Source organism: Bradyrhizobium sp. 160 (assembly GCF_023073735.1).
Taxonomy (GTDB): domain Bacteria; phylum Pseudomonadota; class Alphaproteobacteria; order Rhizobiales; family Xanthobacteraceae; genus Bradyrhizobium.
Genome location: NZ_JADPKD010000005.1, coordinates 105,500 through 123,408 on the forward strand (window position 1 = coordinate 105,500; position 17,909 = coordinate 123,408).

Annotated in this window: 21 protein-coding genes and 1 pseudogene; 16 read left to right on the forward strand and 6 right to left on the reverse strand. The window is 64.8% G+C overall.

What is annotated here, in order from left to right; all coding sequences use genetic code 11:
• Positions 1 to 126 precede the first annotated feature (126 nt).
• The 5 genes from IVA98_RS01505 (at position 127) to IVA98_RS01525 (ending at position 4,261) form a co-directional block, all read left to right on the forward strand.
• A complete protein-coding gene (locus IVA98_RS01505) occupies positions 127 to 372 on the forward strand; it encodes an acyl carrier protein (RefSeq protein ID WP_015688794.1) in 246 nt (81 codons plus the stop codon).
• A complete protein-coding gene (locus IVA98_RS01510) occupies positions 359 to 1,741 on the forward strand; it encodes a class I adenylate-forming enzyme family protein (protein ID WP_247354231.1) in 1,383 nt (460 codons plus the stop codon). The genes IVA98_RS01505 and IVA98_RS01510 overlap by 14 nt, the downstream gene beginning before the upstream one ends.
• Positions 1,734 to 2,456, forward strand: a complete 723-nt coding sequence (locus tag IVA98_RS01515) for an SDR family NAD(P)-dependent oxidoreductase (protein ID WP_247299162.1) — start codon at positions 1,734 to 1,736, stop codon at positions 2,454 to 2,456. Before IVA98_RS01510 ends, IVA98_RS01515 begins: the two co-directional genes overlap by 8 nt.
• Positions 2,457 to 2,583: 127 nt before the next feature.
• Positions 2,584 to 2,793 (forward strand): hypothetical protein, encoded by a 210-nt coding sequence (locus tag IVA98_RS01520; RefSeq protein WP_247299164.1) that lies wholly within the window; start codon positions 2,584 to 2,586, stop codon positions 2,791 to 2,793.
• A 322-nt stretch (positions 2,794 to 3,115) separates the two neighbouring features.
• Positions 3,116 to 4,261, forward strand: a complete 1,146-nt coding sequence (locus IVA98_RS01525; protein ID WP_247299166.1) for a DUF3095 domain-containing protein — start codon at positions 3,116 to 3,118, stop codon at positions 4,259 to 4,261.
• 4 nt (positions 4,262 to 4,265) lie between these two features.
• Here IVA98_RS01525 and IVA98_RS01530 read toward each other — a convergent pair whose 3' ends face one another.
• From IVA98_RS01530 to IVA98_RS01540, 3 genes are all read right to left on the reverse strand, one after another.
• The gene (locus IVA98_RS01530) at positions 4,266 to 4,700 is read right to left on the reverse strand and encodes a DUF2147 domain-containing protein (RefSeq protein WP_247299168.1); all 435 of its coding nucleotides are present in this window, start codon (positions 4,698 to 4,700) and stop codon (positions 4,266 to 4,268) included.
• Positions 4,701 to 4,809: 109 nt separating this feature from the next.
• Positions 4,810 to 6,195 carry an MATE family efflux transporter gene (locus tag IVA98_RS01535; protein ID WP_247299500.1) on the reverse strand — a complete coding sequence of 462 codons (1,386 nt, stop codon included), beginning with the start codon at positions 6,193 to 6,195 and terminating at the stop codon, positions 4,810 to 4,812.
• An 80-nt stretch (positions 6,196 to 6,275) separates the two neighbouring features.
• Complete coding sequence (locus IVA98_RS01540; protein ID WP_247336546.1) at positions 6,276 to 6,803, reverse strand: GNAT family N-acetyltransferase; 528 nt, start codon at positions 6,801 to 6,803, stop codon at positions 6,276 to 6,278.
• A 232-nt stretch (positions 6,804 to 7,035) separates the two neighbouring features.
• Here IVA98_RS01540 and IVA98_RS01545 point away from each other — a divergent pair, with 232 nt between their 5' ends.
• From IVA98_RS01545 to IVA98_RS01595, 11 genes and pseudogenes are all read left to right on the forward strand, one after another.
• A complete protein-coding gene (locus tag IVA98_RS01545) occupies positions 7,036 to 7,632 on the forward strand; it encodes a superoxide dismutase (protein ID WP_027573470.1) in 597 nt (198 codons plus the stop codon).
• A gap of 273 nt (positions 7,633 to 7,905) precedes the next feature.
• Positions 7,906 to 8,517, forward strand: coding sequence for a permease (locus tag IVA98_RS01550; protein WP_247354232.1), 612 nt, complete (start codon positions 7,906 to 7,908; stop codon positions 8,515 to 8,517).
• Positions 8,514 to 9,013 (forward strand): annotated as a pseudogene (locus tag IVA98_RS01555) (hypothetical protein). Before IVA98_RS01550 ends, IVA98_RS01555 begins: the two are co-directional and overlap by 4 nt.
• Before the next feature lie 43 nt (positions 9,014 to 9,056).
• Entirely contained in the window at positions 9,057 to 9,281 is a 225-nt protein-coding gene (locus IVA98_RS01560) for a hypothetical protein (RefSeq protein WP_247299173.1), read from the forward strand.
• A gap of 2 nt (positions 9,282 to 9,283) precedes the next feature.
• A complete protein-coding gene (locus tag IVA98_RS01565; RefSeq protein WP_247299175.1) occupies positions 9,284 to 10,039 on the forward strand; it encodes a metal ABC transporter ATP-binding protein in 756 nt (251 codons plus the stop codon).
• 6 nt (positions 10,040 to 10,045) lie between these two features.
• A complete protein-coding gene (locus IVA98_RS01570; RefSeq protein ID WP_247354233.1) occupies positions 10,046 to 10,915 on the forward strand; it encodes a metal ABC transporter permease in 870 nt (289 codons plus the stop codon).
• A gap of 2 nt (positions 10,916 to 10,917) precedes the next feature.
• Positions 10,918 to 11,781 (forward strand): metal ABC transporter solute-binding protein, Zn/Mn family, encoded by an 864-nt coding sequence (locus IVA98_RS01575; protein ID WP_247299179.1) that lies wholly within the window; start codon positions 10,918 to 10,920, stop codon positions 11,779 to 11,781.
• Positions 11,782 to 11,835: 54 nt separating this feature from the next.
• Entirely contained in the window at positions 11,836 to 12,861 is a 1,026-nt protein-coding gene (locus tag IVA98_RS01580; RefSeq protein WP_247299180.1) for a CobW family GTP-binding protein, read from the forward strand.
• Complete coding sequence (locus IVA98_RS01585) at positions 12,861 to 13,880, forward strand: WD40 repeat domain-containing protein (RefSeq protein ID WP_247299182.1); 1,020 nt, start codon at positions 12,861 to 12,863, stop codon at positions 13,878 to 13,880. Before IVA98_RS01580 ends, IVA98_RS01585 begins: the two co-directional genes overlap by 1 nt.
• A 30-nt stretch (positions 13,881 to 13,910) precedes the next feature.
• The gene (locus tag IVA98_RS01590; RefSeq protein WP_247336543.1) at positions 13,911 to 14,627 is read left to right on the forward strand and encodes an MgtC/SapB family protein; all 717 of its coding nucleotides are present in this window, start codon (positions 13,911 to 13,913) and stop codon (positions 14,625 to 14,627) included.
• A 101-nt stretch (positions 14,628 to 14,728) separates the two neighbouring features.
• Positions 14,729 to 15,058 (forward strand): hypothetical protein, encoded by a 330-nt coding sequence (locus tag IVA98_RS01595; protein ID WP_247354252.1) that lies wholly within the window; start codon positions 14,729 to 14,731, stop codon positions 15,056 to 15,058.
• A gap of 114 nt (positions 15,059 to 15,172) precedes the next feature.
• Here IVA98_RS01595 and IVA98_RS01600 read toward each other — a convergent pair whose 3' ends face one another.
• The 3 genes from IVA98_RS01600 to IVA98_RS01610 all read right to left on the reverse strand — a co-directional run bounded on the left by IVA98_RS01600 (position 15,173) and on the right by IVA98_RS01610 (position 17,791).
• On the reverse strand, positions 15,173 to 16,615 hold the full coding sequence (locus tag IVA98_RS01600) for a homospermidine synthase (protein ID WP_247277706.1): 1,443 nt from the start codon (positions 16,613 to 16,615) through the stop codon (positions 15,173 to 15,175).
• Between the two features lie 49 nt (positions 16,616 to 16,664).
• Entirely contained in the window at positions 16,665 to 17,054 is a 390-nt protein-coding gene (locus IVA98_RS01605) for a RidA family protein (protein WP_247277705.1), read from the reverse strand.
• Positions 17,055 to 17,203: 149 nt separating this feature from the next.
• A complete protein-coding gene (locus IVA98_RS01610; RefSeq protein ID WP_247299187.1) occupies positions 17,204 to 17,791 on the reverse strand; it encodes a GNAT family N-acetyltransferase in 588 nt (195 codons plus the stop codon).
• Positions 17,792 to 17,909 lie beyond the last annotated feature (118 nt).

A 17,909-nucleotide genomic window follows, 5' to 3' on the forward strand; every position in this document is an offset into this window, starting at 1 on the left:
AGGTCCAATTTTATCTGAATTGTCCAAGAAGCCATTTACTTCTGTCGGGTAAACAGGCGGTGATGGGGAGGCGGTCAGCAAGAGCCGCCGCAACGCGAACGATCGATAACAACAAGCGAGCCAGCCATGTCGGTAAGGTCTAAGGTCATTGAAGCGATCCAGCAGATCGCCAAGGAGCAGCACGTCACGCTTCCCGCACTCTCGGACGATCTGTCCCTGCACGAGACGGGCTTCGACTCGCTCGCCTTCGCGATCCTGGTCGCGCGCCTCGAGGACGAGACCGGCGTCGACCCCTTCACCATTTCCGAGGACGCAGCGTTCCCCGCCACCGTGGGCGATTTCGTGCGGGCCTACGAAAATGTCCCCGCGTGAGATCTTTGCGCTTCGCGACCATCTCGGCGCGGAGCTGAAGGGCCGCACGCTCTCGGACGCGCACCAAGTTGTGTCGCTGACGGACATCCTGTCGCACACCGTCCTGGGTGGCTGCCTGCGCGAATTGTCCGGCCGCTGCGTGCTCCTCAAGCTATCCGACCAGCTCCGGTCGGGCCTTGCCATGATCGAGCTCGACGGCATCGCCCGTCGCATGCTGTTGTGCCCGCCCGATCTCAATCCGGCGTATCTCGACACGTTGATCGCGGATGCCGGAATCGATGCTGTCGTCGCCGACGACGACGATGGCTGGACCAGCACCGATGTCGCGCTCATCGTCACGGCGAAATTGCCGCTCGAAGCGGCCGCGCCGGCGAAGACCGAACGTGCCACGGAATGGCTGATGCTCACCTCGGGCACCTCGGGCGTGCCAAAGATCGTCGGCCATACGCTGGAAGCTCTCACCGGCGCGATCGTCGCCGAAGGTCCGCCGCGCGGGCCTGCGCCGGTATGGGCGACGTTTTACGACATCCGCCGCTATGGCGGCCTGCAAATCTTCCTCCGCGCCATCCTCTCCGGCGGCTCCATGGTACTGTCGGATCCGCATGAGGCGTTGGCCGATCACGTCGCGCGGCTGAACGCGCGCGGCGTATCCCATATTTCCGGCACGCCCTCGCACTGGCGCAAGCTCCTGATGAGCGGCTCGACGACACAGTTCGCGCCGGCCTACGTCCGTCTCTCCGGCGAGATCGCCGACCAGGCGGTGCTGGACGGCCTGAAGGCGGCATTTCCCAATGCCTCGGTCGGTCATGCCTATGCCTCGACCGAGGCCGGCGTCGGCTTTGCTGTCAATGACGGGCTTGAGGGCTTTCCGGCCAACTATCTCGGCAACCGCAATGGCGTCGAGATGAAGGTGGTCGACGGCTCGCTGCGCATTCGCTCGACGCGCACCGCACATGCTTACATTGGCCGCGACGCTGCCGCGCTCACCGACGCGGACGGCTTTGTCGACAGCGGCGACATCGTTGAGTTGCGCGGCGATCGCTATTATTTCATCGGCCGCCGCGGCGGCATCATCAATATCGGCGGGCTGAAGGTTCACCCCGAGGAGATCGAGGCCGTGATCAACCGCCATCCCGACGTGCGGATGTCACGGGCCAAATCCCGCCGCAGCCCGATCACCGGCGGCATCGTTGTCGCCGACGTGATTCTCGCCGACGGCTGCGATCCTGCGCGCACGAAAGAGATCCGCGACCAGATTCTGGATCAGTGCCGCGCGCAATTCGCCTCACACAAGGTGCCGGCGGTCATCCGCTTCGTCGAGGCGCTCGATGTCACTCCGGCCGGCAAACTGGCGCGCACCGATGCATAACGTTCTGGTCACCGGCGGCAGCCGCGGCATCGGCCTTGCGATTGCAAGGCGCCTCGCCGGCGCAGGCTTCAACGTGATTGCGGCCGCACGGCGCGAGAGCGAGGAGCTCAAGGCCGGGATCGCGGCGTCCGAAGCACGCCTGCATTTCCGCGCCTGCGATCTCGCCGTGATCGATGCGATCCCGGCGTTCGCAAAGCTCATCCGCGACGAATTCGGCCCGATCTACGGCCTCGTCAACAATGCCGGCCTCGGCACCGAAGGCCTGCTCGCGACCATGCACAATTCCGAGATTGCGGCGCTGGTGCAGCTCAACGTGCTGTCGCCGATCATCCTCACCAAATACGTGGCGCGGCAGATGATGGCCGATGGCGCCGGCCGCATCATCAACATCTCATCCATCATCGCGACCACCGGCTATAACGGCCTCTCGGTCTATGGCGCCACCAAGGCCGCCGCCACCGGCTTCACCCGCTCGCTGGCGCGCGAGGTCGGCAAGCTCGGCATCACCGTGAACGCGATCGCGCCGGGCTTCATCGACACGGAGCTGACGCACAATCTCTCCGACGAGGGACGCAAGCGGATCGCCGGCCGCAGCGCGCTGCGCCGCCTGCCGGAGACCGAGGACGTCGCGCGCATGGTGGAATATCTGCTCGGCGAGGGCGGGCGCAACGTCACTGGCACCGTGTTCACGATCGACGCGGGGAATACGGCCTAAGTGGAACTCCGCTGCCGCCGTAGAGTTGATCCGGCCCAATTTCAATTCACCGGACGTGGTCGTAAGATGCTCGCAACCGGTTGGGTTACGTCAATCGATCTGCCCTAACCGACAGGGGGAGCAGTCCATGACCATGCCTGACATGACCGCTTCAAATCAGGGCCAGACGGAGCAATCCCGCGCGACGTCCGATGACGGCCATTGTCCGCCGATGACGCATCAGAATTCCGGTGGCAACGGCCATGAGATGTATCCGCAGCAATTCGTGCATCTGATCGGCTGTCATGACGCCTCTCTCGATGTCTTGCGCAAGCGTCAGGACGAGAAGCTGCACTAGCCGCTCACGTCCGGTGCTTCAAGGTCTTCGGCAAATCAATCAGCGACGGTGGCGGTCAGCCTTTCCGGCATCTTCACCGATTGCGGTCGAGGCCCGTATGCCGGCGTACGGCAATCATTTTCGATAGATCAAGAGTAAACACTATTTGCGATGCGCTGTTGATGTCGATCAAAGTGCGGCATTGCATCGCGGTGCGAGCTTGTTGTTCAGCTCCATTTGACCAATGATCGGGACGTCGCGGCGAGACCGGCCGGCGAACCCGGATCGGTCCTGCCGCGTACCTGTTTTGCAACGTGCCATCCCAACCATCCGGCATCTCCCGATGACATCAGGCGAATCCTTTTACAGCGGCATTCCGGTCTTCCGCGGTTTCACCAGCCTGATGGATCCGGTGCTGTATTCGCCGCTGCCGGACAATTGGAGCATCGGCGTTGCCGACATCGTCGATTCCACCAAGGCGATCGCGGCGCAGCGCTACAAAGCGGTCAACATGGCCGGCGCCGCCGTGATCGCGGCGGTGACGAACGCGTTGGAGGGGCGCGAATTCCCTTTCGTGTTCGGCGGCGATGGAGCGAGCTTTGCGGTCGCGCCTCACGATCTCGAACTTGCCCGCGACGCGCTGGCGGCAACCGCGACCTGGGTACGGGAGGAGCTCGATCTGAAGATGCGCGTCGCCCTGGTGCCGGTCAGTGCCATCCGTGCGCAGGGCCTCGACGTACGCGTCGCACGCTTCGGTCCGTCGGCGAACCTGTCCCATGCGATGTTCTCCGGCGGCGGCCTGGCCTGGGCGGACGCCGCGATGAAGCGCGGCGAGTTCGCGGTGGCTGAAGCGCCAAACGGTACGCAGCCCGATCTCTCCGGCCTGTCCTGCCGCTTCGAGGTAATGCCTGCGTCACGCGGATTGATTCTGTCGGTGCTGGTGATGCCGGCGCGCGGCGCTGACCCGCTGGCTTTCCGCAAGGTGATCGAGGACGTCATCCATCTCGTCGAGCGCAGTCCGGATGGCGGCCGTCCAGTGCCTGCGCAGGGGCCGCCGCTGAAATGGCCGCCGCAGGGGCTGGATTATGAAGCCCGCACCAAGCGCGGCGGCCCTCTGCTCGTGCGCCGCGCCACCGTCCTGGCCTACACGTTGTTCGCCTATCTGATCATGCGCTTCGACATCAAGGTCGGCGGCTTCGTGCCAAGCGTCTACAAGCGTCAGGTGGTCGAGAACTCGGACTTCAGGAAATATGACGACGGACTGCGCATGATCCTCGACTGCACGGCCGAGCTCGAACGCGCGCTGAGCGATCGTCTCGCTGCGGCCGCGCGCGATGGCATCGTGCGCTACGGCCTCTACCAGCAGGACGCGGCGATGATGACCTGCTTCACGCCCTCGGCGCTGCGCAGTGATCACGTCCATTTCATCGACGGCGCGCGGGGCGGCTATGCTTCGGCTGCCACGGCGTTGAAGGCGATGGTGGCGTGAACCGCTAGCGTCCCGCGCGCGTCCAGGTCTCGCCGCCGCAGAGTGCGCCGACGCAGCCTTCGACCCGCAACGAATCCGCGCCAGTCACCGTGACGCTGCTCGCATAGGTGCTGCCGTCATCGGCATTGTAGATCTGGCCCGACCATTTGTTCGGAGCTGACGGCTGCATGTCGCTGAACAATGGCAGGCCGATCATCGGACGCCTCGCGAGCGCGGGATTGGGATTCTTGCTGTCGGTCGCGGCCTGGCCGGTCGCGGTGTCATAGGGTTCGCGCAGCCAGACGATGTGGCCGCAGATGCCACCGCCGCATCTGCTGATCTTCACGCGCGCATCGCCTGCCTGGGTGAGCCACGTGCCGTCGGCGCTCTGCGCCTGGGCGCTCGTTGCGCCAAGCAGTGCAGCCAGGACGACGAAGGGAAGCGCGAATTTGCTGAACATGGAGAGTGCCCCGAAAATGAAGGCGCCTCCCATAGCAGGCCGGCAGGATAGTGCAACGCTGGATAGAATCACATTCCCGCGCTTATTGCCTGCGCCTATTCGCCTGCGCTCATTTGCCCCAGCGCACGAAGGCGACCGAGGCGGCAGTCGACAGCCCGAACACGACCATGGCGCCGCCGACCAGAGCGAACAAGGTCCAGGCCGGCGCCTGCACCATCATGAGGCTGACGCCGCCGACCGCGACGATCAGGAGCCGCGCCGTGGAGGCGAGCACGGGCCCGCCGACGCGCGCCGCGCCTTGTGAGGAGAAATACAACGATACGCCCATGCCGAAGAACACGAAAGCCGGACCTGCCCAGTAGAAATAGCTGTAGGCAGCGGCGGTTACGCCGGGATCCCGTGTGAAGAGCGCGACCCATAGCGACGGATCGAGCGCGATCACGAGGCCGATCAGGCCGACCGTGAGCCCGGAGGCGGCGGCCGCGGTCCAGGCCACGCGCCGCGCGCGCTTCAAATGTCCGGCACCGATCGCCATGCCGACCATCGGCACCGATGCGATGCCGAAGGCGAAGGTGATCGGGATCAGCAGGAATTCCAGCCGCGACCCGATGCCGTAGCCGGCCAGCATCTCGGTGCCGAAGGTCGCGAGGATTTTTGTGAAGATCAGAATGGTGAGCACGGTCTGGAGCGGCGACAGGCAGGCCACCGCGCCCACCTTGAGAATGTCCAGGAACATCGCCCGGTCGAAATGGAAGGCGCGGACGTCGAGCTGCAACCGGCTGCGGCCGGACAAGAGATACCAGAGCAAAAAGACCGCGGCGCAGCTGAACGCGATCAGTTGGCCGCTCGCGACGCCCGGCATGCCGAACTGCTTCACGCCGAACAGGCCGAGGCCCAGCGTGCCGCCGAGCGCGACCTGGAGCACGCTCGCCCCGATCAGCGTCATCGAAGGCAGACGCATGTCGCCGGTGCCGCGGATCGCCGAGGCCAGCGTGTTGACGAGCCAGATCGCGACCGCGCCGGAGAACAGCACCTGCGAATAGCCGCTGGCCTCCTCGAGCACGCGCTCGCGGCCCCCGAGCAGCGCAAAGAACGAGCGGCCGAACACGAGCATCATCACTGTGAAGAACAGCCCGCCGCAGAGGCCGATGATGGCCGCATGCAGCGCGAGCGTCGCGGCGCGGTCGCGATCTCCCGCCCCGAGCGCGCGGCTGATCGCGGAGGAGACGCCACCACCCATCGCGCCCGCGCTCATCATCTGCGTCAGCATTGCGAATGGAAACACCAGCGCGATCGCGGCGAGCGGGATCGTGCCGAGCCGGCCGATATAGGAGGTCTCGGCGATCGCAACCAGCGTGCTGCCGACCATCGCGATCATGTTGGGGATCGCGAGCCGCAGCAATGTCGGCAGGATCGGCGCCGTCAGCAGGCTGGCGATGGGGGAGACGACCGGCGCAATCGGCGGGACGGCGTCTGCAGAGGCGTCGATCGTCATGTTCACCGGGCGGGATTTTAAATGATGGCTGACATATTATAGGCGTGAGGCGGCCGGCGCAGCCCTCGCTCACGCAGGGCTCACCACGGCAGGCCGCATAGGTCGATGGTGCCCAGCGTCGGCGCGCGGACGATGTCGAAGACGTAGGGTGCCATGTAGTCGAAGCGGATTCGGCCCTCCGGCTGCTCGCAATAGACCTCGCCCTTGAAGGGCTGCCATCTGCGTGCCTCGTAGAACGCGAAATTGTGCGGCTCGCAGAACAACAGCGCGAAGCGCACCGCCTCGTTGGCGCGCATGGTGTGCACCGCTGCGTCCATCGCCATGGTGGCATAGCCGCGGCCGCGCCGGTCCTCGCGGGTGCAGACGCCGCCGATGCCGCCGACATGGACCTTCTGCCCGTTCCAGGTGACGGTTCGGAAGTAGACGCCGACATGGCAGACGAGACCATCCTCGGGCGTTTCGATCAGCACGCGGAGATCGGCATTGGCCCATTTGACATAAGCCCAGGGCTTATCCGCAACCATGTGCGGGCCCCAGACCGCCTGGTGCAGCGGCTCCGCGATCGGCCACGAGGCGTCGCCGTTCAGAATGTCGATTTCGATGCTCATGACTTTCTCTTTCGCGGTCGAAGCATTCGTTCTGCGATAAGCGCCTCAAAGGCAATGATATTTTGTACCAGGGCACCCAGCCGTGCGAATGCCCGTGCTGCGACGATTTTTGCAATCGTGCCAAGCGTCCGCCTCACGCATATTCGCAAATTGGCGGTATTTAACGGCGACGGAACCTTCTATAAGGGGTGACCGTTAGAACTCGTTCCCCACCAGTTGCGGACAAGAAGCCATGACCTTTACGCTGCCCCCCCTCCCTTACGCCTATGACGCCCTCGGCCAGTACATGTCGAAGGAGACGCTGGAATATCATCACGACAAGCATCATCAGGCCTACGTCACCAACGGCAACAACGCGCTCAAGGGGACCGAATGGGAAGGCAAATCCCTTGAAGAGATCGTCAAGGGCTCGTTCGGCAAGAACCCCGCGGTGTTCAACAATGCCGGCCAGCACTACAATCACATTCATTTCTGGAGCTGGATGAAGCCCAATGGCGGCGGCACCAAGCTGCCGGGCAAGCTCGAGAAGAAGATCAACGAGGACCTCGGCGGCTTCGAGAAGTTCAAGACCGACTTCCAGGCGGCCGGCGTCGGCCAGTTCGGCTCCGGCTGGTGCTGGCTCCAGGTCAAGAACGGCAAGCTTGAGATCTCCAAGACCCCGAACGGCGAGAATCCGCTGGTGCACGGCGCCACCCCGATCCTCGGCTGCGACGTCTGGGAGCACTCCTACTACATCGACTATCGCAACCGCCGTCCGGACTATCTCAAGGCGTTCGTCGAGAACCTCGTGAACTGGGAATACGTCGAGTCCCTGTTTGAGAAGGCGTAAGGTCTCACCTCGTTATCCGGGATGGTGCGCCAGCACCAGACCCGGAATCTCGAGATTCCGGGTTCGCACTTCGTGCGTCCCGGAATGACAGACAAGGCGGTCGCATGCGCGGCCGCCTTTTTGCTGTGCGGAATTCGTCTGCTCTGCGGAATTCGTTGGCGTCTCGCATGGCCCTGCGCAGGGCACGCAACGCGCCCGCCGCGCTAATGTTTGCATCGTGAGGACGGCGCCCCTAATCAGGACGGGCATCCCCTCGATCCGACCCAAGCCCGTTTGTCAGAACCTTCCCCGAAAGTCCCGGCGTCTGCCGAGGACGCGGACTCCGAGCCGCGGCCTGGGCGTGTGCGCAAGCCGATCGGCTGGTCGACCATCATCATCGCGGTCCTGGTGGTGGTGAGCGCCGCTCTGGTCTGGCGGCGTGACGGCACGGGCGGTGTTCTCGACATTCTCACACACGACCTTTCGCTATTCGGCGGCATCCTGCCGCGCGTGCTGGCCGGCTGTCTGCTCGGCGCCTTCATCTCGGAGATCCTGCCGCATGAAAAAGTCTCGCGCTCGCTCGGGCCGAAATCCGGCCTGATGGGGCTTCTGATCGGCACCGCCTTCGGCGCGATCCTGCCGGGCGGTCCCTTCACCGCCTATCCGGTCGCGAGCGCGCTGCTCGCGGTCGGCGCCGATTTCGGAGCCACCATCGCCATGGTCGTGAGTTGGACCCTGATCGGCTACGGTCGGGCTGTGGCGTGGGAAATCCCGATCATGGGCACCGATTTCACGCTGTGGCGGATCGTGATCTCGCTGCCGCTGCCGGTGCTTGCCGGCGCGCTCGGCCGCTTCGTCTATGTCCGGCTCTATCCGAAGCCGATCACGAAGGATGACGAGACGTGAGCGCCGCGTTTCTGATCGACATCTTGTTGTGGAGTTCGGTGTTCGGCGTCGGCCTGATCGCCTTCCGCCGCGGCCCTGCCGTGTTCAAGGCTTCGCTGCGCGAAGGCTCGATGGACTTCATCAACATCGTGCCGCGGATCGCGCTGGGAGTGATCGGCGCCGGCTACATCGCCGCCATCATCCCGCAGGAGGTGATCACCGGCTGGCTCGGGCCGGACAGCGGTTGGCTCGGGGTCGCATCTGCTGTGGTCGCCGGTGCCGCCACGCCGGGCGGACCTGTCATCGGCTTCTCCATCGGCACGGTGGCGCTGAAGTCGGGCGGCGGGGTGCCCCAGGTGGTTGCCTATGTCGTTGCCTGGGCCCTGTTCGCGTTCCAAAGGGTGATCCTGTGGAGATCCCGTTCATGCCGGCCCGTTTCGTCTGGTTCCGCTGCGCCGTATCGATGCCGTTCCCGTTCGTGGCGGCCGCCATCGCCATGCTGATCGGCAAGCCTTGAGCCCGGCGTGGACAGACGAAATGTTATAATATAACGTCCTGCCATGGTTCCCGCCGTGTCTCACGCCCGTCACCACGACCACTCCCACGACCACGTGCATTCGCACGGGCACGACCACACCCATGCCCATGTCCATGATCCCGCTTCGCCGCATCCGGCCCAGGCGGCCCCGTGGTCGATCCTGCGCATGACCATGGCCGGCCGCCTCGCGGCCGCGCTCGCCGTCTGCGCGGTGCTCTGGGGCATGGTCTTTCTGGCGATGAGGTGACCATGGCGGCGCTACACTTCCACAATGTCACGCTCGGCTATGACCGGCATCCGGCCGTGCACCATCTCAATGGCGAGGTCGCATCCGGCGCGCTCGTCGCAGTGATCGGCCCGAACGGCGCCGGCAAGTCGACGCTGCTGCGCGGCATCGTCGGCATCCTCAAGCCGCTCGACGGCAGCATCCATCTGGGCGGCCTCGACAGCAGGGACATCGCCTACCTGCCGCAGAGCGCCGAGATCGACCGCAGCTTTCCGATCTCGGTGTTCGATTTCGTCGGCACCGGGCTGTGGCGCGGGACCGGCCTGTTCGGCGGCATCGGCAAGGCTGCGCGGGACAAAATCCTGCGCGCAATCGCCGCCGTTGGCCTCAACGGTTTCGAGAACCGTCCGATCGGCACGCTCTCCGGCGGCCAGATGCAGCGCGTGCTGTTTGCCCGGGTGCTGCTTCAGGACGCGAGCCTGATCGTGCTCGACGAGCCTTTCAACGCCATCGACAGCAAGACCACGGCCGATCTGCTCGCGCTGGTGAAGGATTGGCACACCGAGGGCCGCACCGTGCTGGCCGCGCTGCACGACATGGAGATGGTGCGTACCCATTTCAGCGAGACACTGGTGCTGGCGCGCGGCCCCGTGGCCTGGGGGCCGACGGCCGAGGTGCTGACGCCGGAAAACCTGATGGTCGCGATGCGGATGTGCGAGGCTTTCGACGACAGCGCGGCGGCCTGCGCGGGCGACGACGGGCGGTCGCAGGCGGCGTGATTGCAAATGACCTATGACGCGCTGATCGGTCCGTTCACCGAATTCGAGTTCATGCGGCGGGCACTCGCCGCCGTGATCGCACTGTCGCTGGCAGGCGCGCCGATCGGCGTGTTCCTGATGCTGCGGCGGATGAGCCTCGTCGGCGATGCCATGGCACATGCGATCCTGCCGGGCGCCGCCGTCGGCTTCCTGCTCTCCGGGCTCAACCTGTTCGCGATGACCGCCGGCGGCCTGATCGCCGGCTTTGCGGTCGCGATCCTCGCCGGTGTGGTCGCGCGCTCGACCGGGCTGAAGGAGGACGCTTCGCTGGCCACCTTCTATCTGGCCTCGCTGGCGCTCGGCGTCACCATCGTCTCGATCAAGGGCACCAATATCGACCTGTTGCATGTGCTGTTCGGCAACATTCTCGCCATGGACGACCAGACGCTGCTGGTGGTGGCCTTCAACGCCACTGTGACGCTGCTCGTGCTGGCGGTGATCTACCGCCCGCTGGTGATCGAGAGCGTCGATCCCTTGTTCCTGCGCACGGTGAGCCGCGCCGGGGGCCCTGCGCATCTCGCCTTCCTCGCGCTCGTCGTGATCAACCTCGTCAACGGCTTTCAGGCGCTCGGCACGCTGCTTGCGGTCGGCCTCATGATCCTGCCGGCCGGCATTGCGCGATTCTGGTCGCGTGATCTCACCGCCATGATCTGCATCGCCGTGATGGCTGCCGCGGTCTCGGGTTATGCCGGCCTTGTGCTGTCGTTCCAGACCCGAGTGCCGTCGGGCCCTGCGATCATTCTGGTGGCGACGGTGCTCTACGTGGCCTCCGTCCTGTTCGGCCGCGTTGGCGGCATCGTCCGGCAATTGTTTCCCGGCCGGCATCTGGAAGCGTGACGATGCGGCTCATCCTGCTTTGCGTGCTGTTGCTGATCGCCTCGCCGCTGCACGCCGCCGAGCGGCTCAACGTGGTTGCGAGCTTCTCGATCCTGGCCGATTTCGTCCGCAATGTCGGCGGTAACAGGATCAATCTGACCACGCTGGTCGGCGCCGACAGCGACGTCCACGTCTACACGCCTGCGCCGAGCGATGCGAAGCGGATCGCCGATGCAAAGCTCGTCGTCGTCAACGGGCTCGGCCTCGAGGGATGGCTGCCGCGGCTCGTGCAGTCCTCGGGCAGCAAGGCGACGGTCGTGACTGCAAGCGCCGGTATCACGCCCCTGAAATTGGGTTCGGCCGCAGATCCGCACGCCTGGCAGTCCATCCCCAATGCCAAGATCTACGTCACCGACATCGCCAATGCGCTCGCCGCTGCTGCCCCGGATGACGCGGCGTTCTTCCGCGCCCGGGCCAAAGCCTATCTGGAAACGCTCGAAACTCTCGACAGTGAGGTCCGCGAAGCCGTGGCGAGAATCCCACTGGAGCGGCGCAAGGTGATCTCCACCCACGACGCCTTCGGCTATTTTTCCGCCGAATACGGTATCCAGTTCATCGCCCCCTTGGGCGTCTCCACCGAGACCGAGCCCAGCGCGCGCGACATCGCCGCGATCATCGGCCAGATCAAGGCCCAAAAAATCCCGGCTGTATTCCTGGAAAATATCAGCGACGACCGGCTGATCCGGCGGATCGCGGCCGAGACCGGCGCAAAGGTCGGCGGGACCCTGATTTCCGACGGTTTAACCGGCGAAAAGGGGCCTGCACCCACTTACATTGACATGGTCAGGCACAATATAAAGAGCCTGATCAGCGCGCTTGACCATTAGGGCAGGGGGCCACCCCGCCTCGCGTCGCGCGAAAGCCCGAAGTCCGGAGTTGTTATGTCTGAAGTGACCTCCCCAAAAATTCCCGTGACCGTCCTGACCGGCTATCTCGGTGCCGGCAAGACTACGCTTTTGAACCGCATCCTGTCGGAAAACCACGGCAAGAAATACGCTGTCATCGTCAACGAATTCGGCGAGATCGGCATCGACAACGATCTTATCATCGGCGCCGATGAGGAAGTGTTCGAGATGAACAACGGTTGCATCTGCTGCACCGTGCGCGGCGACCTCGTGCGCATCATGGACGGCTTGATGAAGCGCAAGGGAAAGTTCGACGCCATCATCGTCGAGACCACGGGCCTTGCCGATCCCGCGCCCGTCGCCCAGACCTTCTTCGTCGACGAGGACGTGCAGAAAAACGCGCGGCTCGACGCAGTGGTGACGGTCGCCGATGCAAAGTGGTTGTCCGACAGGCTGAAGGACGCGCCCGAGGCGAAGAACCAGATCGCGTTCGCCGACGTGATCGTGCTGAACAAGACCGATCTCGTCAACAAGGGCGAGCTCGCGGAGGTCGAGGCACGCATCCGCGCCATCAATCCCTATGCGAAGCTGCATCGCACCGAGCGCTGTTCGGTGGCGCTAGCTGACGTGCTCGATCGCGGCGCGTTCGACCTCGACCGCATCCTCGACATCGAGCCGGATTTCCTTGAGGCCGATGATCATGATCACGACCATGATCATCATCACCATGATCACGGCCATGGCCTGAAGCACTACCACGACGAGGACATGCAGTCGCTGTCGTTGAAAACCGACAAGCCGCTCGATCCGAACGTGTTCATGCCCTGGCTTCAGAACCTGGTGCAGGTCGAGGGCGGCAAGATCCTGCGCTCCAAGGGCATCCTCGCCTTCCACGATGACGATGACCGCTACGTCTTCCAGGGCGTCCACATGATGCTGGAGGGCAACCACCAGCGGAAGTGGAAGGAGGGTGAGCCGCGCGAGAGCCGCCTCGTCTTCATCGGCCGCGAACTGCCGGAAGAGGCCATCCGCAAGGGTTTTGAGAGCTGCATCGTCTCGTGATGAAAGAGTTTACGCCGGCTCCCGAGTCCGCCTCGATCGTCTCCGTCACCGACCGCGTCAAGCCGATCGCGCTCGGCATGGGCGTGACCTCGGCGCATTTCCTCGCCGATCGGGCCGCCTTCGTCGGCGGCGAGGAGAAAGTCGCGCTGGTCGACCCCAAGGGCGAGATCAGCACGGTCGCCGTGCACAGCGGCGGCATTCTCTCGACCGCCTCCGACGGCAAGCGCCTCGTCATGGGCGGCGACGACGGCAAGGTCGTCTCCCTCGATGCCAAGGGGGAGGTGACGCTGCTCGCCACCGACCCCAAACGGCGCTGGATCGATGCGGTGGCGCTGCATCCAGATGGCGCCTTAGCCTGGTCGGCCGGCAAGACGGCGAACGTCAAGAGCGGCAAGAACGAGGAGAAGTCGATCGAGGTGCCCTCGACCGTCGGCGGGCTTGCCTTCGCGCCAAAAGGCCTGCGGCTTGCGATCGCACATTACAACGGCGCGACGTTGTGGTTTCCCAACATGGCTGCCACAGCCGAATTCCTGCCGTGGGCCGGCTCGCATCTCGCCGTCACCTTCAGCCCGGACAACAAGTTCCTGGTCACCGCGATGCACGAGGCGGCGCTGCACGGCTGGCGGCTCGCCGATAACAGGCACATGCGCATGACCGGCTATCCCGGCCGCGTCCGCTCGATGTCCTGGAGCGCCGGCGGCAAGGCCCTGGCGACCTCGGGCGCCGACGCCGTCATCCTGTGGCCGTTCGCCAGCAAGGACGGTCCGATGGGCAAGGAGCCGGCCATGCTCGCGCCGCTGCAGGCCCGCGTGTCCGTGGTGGCCTGCCACCCCAAGAACGATATCCTTGCCGCCGGCTACAGCGACGGCACCGTGCTGATGGTGCGGCTGGAGGACGGCGCGGAGATCCTGGTCCGCCGCAACGGCACGCCACCGGTGGCCGCGCTCGCCTGGAACGCCAAAGGCACGCTGCTGGCGTTTGCGGATGAAAATGGGGACGGCGGCCTGCTGGAGCTTTAATCTGTCATGGTCCCGGCCGTATAGGGGGCCATGCGGTTTCTGACGACATTCCAAATTGCCGATTTCGCAGACACGCTGATCAGCCTGTTTACGGCCTTCGTGCTGGGGACGCTGATCGGCGCCGAGCGGCAGTACCGCCAGCGCACCGCGGGCCTGCGCACCAACGTGCTGGTCGCGGTCGGCGCCGCCGCCTTTGTCGATCTCGCCATGCATCTGGATGGCGCCGCCGGCGCGGTGCGGGTGATCTCCTACGTCGTCTCCGGCATCGGCTTCCTCGGCGCCGGTGTCATTATGAAGCAGGGCATGGACGTGCGCGGGCTCAATACGGCCGCGACGCTGTGGGCCTCCGCCGCGGTCGGCTCCTGCGCCGGGGCCGACATGGTCGCGCAGGCCGCGGCGCTGACCGTGTTCGTCATTGCCGGAAACACACTGCTGCGTCCGCTGGTCAATGCCATCAACCGCATTCCGCTGAATGAGCGGGCACTGGAGGCGACCTATTACTTCAAGCTGGCGGTGGCGGCCGACGCTCTGCCTGACATGCGCGACCGCCTCGTCGAGAGGTTGGAAGCCGCGAAATATTCGGTCGCTGATATCGACCTGGTAGAGATCGGCGAGGACATCCTGGAGATCGTCGCAAAGCTGGTAGCGACCGCGGTCGATCCGAACGAGCTGAACGCGGTCGCGACGGATCTCCAGCACCTTCCGGGCGTGCGCCACGCCACCTGGGAAGTCAGCACCACGGATTAAGCGCGGCGTTTTAGCGCGCAGGGGTGCAGTTCCCGCCCGGCCAAGCGCGGAACCCGCGCGCGGCCATTTCGTTGGTCCCGTGGACAAACGCGGTGATCGACATGACAGGCAATGACAAGCGCAGACTGAAACTCGACCTGATGATCGCCTGCACGCTGTTCGCCGCGGGCGTCGTGGTGTCGGGCCTGTCGCTGGCGCAGATTCGCGCCGAGAACCGGATGCAGATGGCGCAGGCAACGCCACCGCTCCAGGGCAGTCCTTCGGACGATCAGGGCAAGACGCCTGCGGAGTCCAAGCCCGGCGGTGATCGCCCGACCACGCCGGCTCCCGAGCCCGCACGGCCCGAATCCCAGACGCAAGGCGCGGCGACCAAGCCCGCGCTGCCGGCCGCGCCTGCGGAGAAGATCGCGCCGCCGATCAAAGAGAAATAACGACAGCCAGTTGCGGCGTCACGGGTGGGCTTGTCCCGGCCGTCCACGTTCTTGGCGTCCCGCGAAAGAAAGTGCGTCGATGCCCGGGACAGGCCGGACATGACAGCAGAGCCCTCACCGCACCAAAATATTCCGGAACTGCCACGGATCGCTCGTGTCGATATCTTCCGGGAACAGTCCCGGACGATCGGTCAGCGGCGTCCAATCGGTGTAGAAGCCCTTCACCGGGCCGAGATAGGGCAGCTGGATTTCCAAGAGACGTTCGAAATCCATCTCGTCGGCTTCGACGATGCCTTCGTTCGGATTCTCCAGCGCCCATACCATGCCGGCGAGCACGGCGGAGGTCACTTGCAAGCCGGTGGCGTTCTGGTAGGGCGCAAGCCTGCGGGTCTCTTCGATGGAGAGCTGCGATCCGTACCAATAGGCATTGTTGTCATGGCCGAACAGCAGCACGCCGAGCTCGTCGATTCCGTCGACGATTTCGTTCTCATCGAGGATGTGGTGCTTTTCCTGCATCTTCGCCGCGCGGCCGAACATTTCATGCAGCGAGAGCACGGCATCGTCGGCCGGATGATAGGCATAGTGACAGGTCGGCCGATAGATCGCGGTGCCCGATGCGTCGCGCACCGTGAAGTAATCGGAGATCGAGATCGACTCGTTGTGGGTGACGAGGAATCCATACTGCGCGCCGCGGGTCGGGCACCAGGTACGCACGCGCGTGTTGGCGCCCGGCTGCATCAGATAGATGGCGGCGCCGCAGCCCGCTTCGTGGGTCCGCGCATTCTCCGGCATCCATTTCTCATGGGTGCCCCAACCGAGCTCTGAGGGCTGCACGCCTTCCGACAGGAAACCTTCCACCGACCAGGTGTTGACGAAGACGTCAGGCTCTTTCGGGTTCCTGGAGCGCTGGGTGTCGCGTTCGGCGATGTGAATGCCCTTGACGCCGGCCTGCCGCATCAGGTCCGCCCATTCGGCCTTGGTCTTCGGCTTGGGGGCATTGAGCTTCAGATCCGCGGCGACGTTGAGCAGCGCCTGCTTGACGAAGAAGGAGACCATGCCAGGATTGGCGCCACAGCAGGAAACGGCCGTCGTGGAGCCCGCGGGGCGCGCCTTCTTGGCGGCCAGCGTCACTTCGCGAAGAGCGTAGTTGGAGCGCGCTTCCGGGCCCTTCGAAGCATCGAAATAGAAGCCGAGCCAGGGCTCGTTGACGGTGTCGATGTAGAGGGCGCCAAGTTCGTTGCAGAGCTCCATGATGTCGGTGGAGCCGGTGTCGACCGAAAGATTGACGCAAAAGCCCTGACCGCCGCCTTCGGTGAGCAGCGGGGTCAGCAACTCGCGATAATTGTCCTTGGTCACGCCCTTCTGGATGAAGCGTACATTGTGCTTCTCGCAATGCGCCTTGCGGCCCTCGTCCTTGGGATCGATCACGGTGACGCGCGACTTGTCGTAATCGAGATGCCGCTCGATCAGCGGCAACGTGCCTTTGCCGATAGAGCCGAAGCCGACCATGACAATGGGACCGGTGATCTTCGCGTAGATCTGCGAGGCGGGGCTCATGGGATGGTTTCTCCGGAACGTGATGGCAGACAAAGAGCGACGGTGTGGATCAGGCGCTGCGGCGCTTGGCGGTGACTTCGATCTCGACCTTCATCTCAGGCTTGTAGAGCGCCGAGACGACCAGAAGCGTTGCGGCCGGGCGGATGTCGCCGAGGACTTCGCCGCAGACGGCGAAATGGGCGTCAGCGTCTTTGATGTCTGTGAGGTAGTAGGTCGCGCGGACGATGTCGGCCATCTCGAAACCACCCTCCTTCAGGGCGGCTTCAATGGTCTTGAAGCAGTTGCGTGACTGGCTCGTGACGTCGGCCGGCATCGTCATCGTCGTGTAGTCATAGCCCGTGGTTCCCGCGACGAAGGCGAACTCGCCGTCGATCACGGCGCGGCTATAGCCGGCGGCCTTCTCGAATGGGGAGCCGGTGGAAATCAGGCGACGGGACATGCTCTCGGACCTCAACTGAAGAGGGGGATGTTTCGCGGGTTTAAAGGGCGTTTCTCGGGCCCGTGCAACCCCAAACGAACGCATCAAGTCAGCCGCAGCCGGGCATGGCCGCTGGCTGCGGCTTCGGTCGTTGCGATCACCGCAATGCCTTAGGCCGCGTGTGCCTGGAGAGCGCGAACCGCCCTCCGTTTGGGCAGGGCCGCTCCGGTCGGAACGATCATCCCTGCGGCGCCGTCGAGCGCACCTTCCGCAAACTCGATCGCCAGCAGCCGGTTGCGCTCGAACGGGCCGGGCAGCGACAACGCGCCGGTTTTCTCGGGCGAGAAGCCGAAGCGAGCGTAGTACGGGGCGTCGCCGAGCAGGATCACGGCACCATGCCCGCGCGCCCGGGCGGCGGCCAGCGCTTGATGCATCAGCGCGGCGCCGATCCCGAGCTCGCGGCAGGCAGGGTCGACCGCCAGCGGTCCGAGGACCAGAGCGGGCCTGCCTCCGGCGCTGACGTGCCACAGCCGCACGGTTCCCACGAGCTGTCCCTCGCGCACGGCCGACAGGGCAAGGCCTGCGGCGGGGGCGCGTCCGTCGCGCAGGCGCTGGCAGGTCCGGCCATGGCGGTTCTCGCCAAAGCAGGCATCGAGCAACGCTTCACGCATCGCGACGTCGGCAGCACGCTCCGCTCGGATCGCGAACGGAGCGGCTTTCGAAGTGAGGGCGATCTGTGGCTTCCGAGGAGCAGTCATGGCGCGTCAGTCCCCGCTTGAACGGACATGCGAGAGGCACATCGGTCCAAGACGTCGTCAGAAATCGAAATTGTGAGGGAGGAGCCGGCAAGCCGGCTCCCGGGTTCGTCAGGCCCCA